We start from the raw sequence: 848 nt of genomic DNA, 5'->3' as shown, positions 1-848 counted from the left end.
CATCAGCGTGCCTTCTCCCGAAGTTACGGCACCATTTTGCCTAGTTCCTTCACCCGAGTTCTCTCAAGCGCCTTGGTATTCTCTACCTGACCACCTGTGTCGGTTTGGGGTACGATTTCGTGTTACCTGATGCTTAGAGGCTTTTCCTGGAAGCAGGGCATTTATCACTTCAGCACCGTAGTGCCTCGTCATCACACCTCAGCGTTAATAAGGTACCGGATTTACCTGGAACCTCCGCCTACATGCTTAAACCGGGACAACCGTCGCCCGGCTGACATAGCCTTCTCCGTCCCCCCTTCGCAGTAACACCAAGTACAGGAATATTAACCTGTTTCCCATCGACTACGCCTTTCGGCCTCGCCTTAGGGGTCGACTCACCCTGCCCCGATTAACGTTGGACAGGAACCCTTGGTCTTCCGGCGAGCGGGCTTTTCACCCGCTTTATCGTTACTTATGTCAGCATTCGCACTTCTGATACCTCCAGCATGCCTCACAGCACACCTTCAACGGCTTACAGAACGCTCCCCTACCCAACAACACATAGTGTCGCTGCCGCAGCTTCGGTGCATGGTTTAGCCCCGTTACATCTTCCGCGCAGGCCGACTCGACCAGTGAGCTATTACGCTTTCTTTAAATGATGGCTGCTTCTAAGCCAACATCCTGGCTGTCTGTGCCTTCCCACATCGTTTCCCACTTAACCATGACTTTGGGACCTTAGCTGGCGGTCTGGGTTGTTTCCCTCTTCACGACGGACGTTAGCACCCGCCGTGTGTCTCCCGTGATAACATTCTTCGGTATTCGTAGTTTGCATCGGGTTGGTAAGCCGGGATGGCCCCCTAGCCGAAACA

The 848-nt window shown here is 53.8% G+C and carries 1 rRNA gene; it reads right to left on the bottom strand.

Features of this window, described 5'->3' with window-relative positions:
- Positions 1-848 (bottom strand): 23S ribosomal RNA (locus IMQ56_RS19795); the annotation flags it as partial.

Source organism: Enterobacter sp. Res13-Sevr-PEC09-46 (genome assembly GCF_015672585.1).
Lineage (GTDB): Bacteria > Pseudomonadota > Gammaproteobacteria > Enterobacterales > Enterobacteriaceae > Enterobacter > Enterobacter hormaechei_C.
This window is presented reverse-complemented; position numbering and strand designations above follow the sequence as displayed.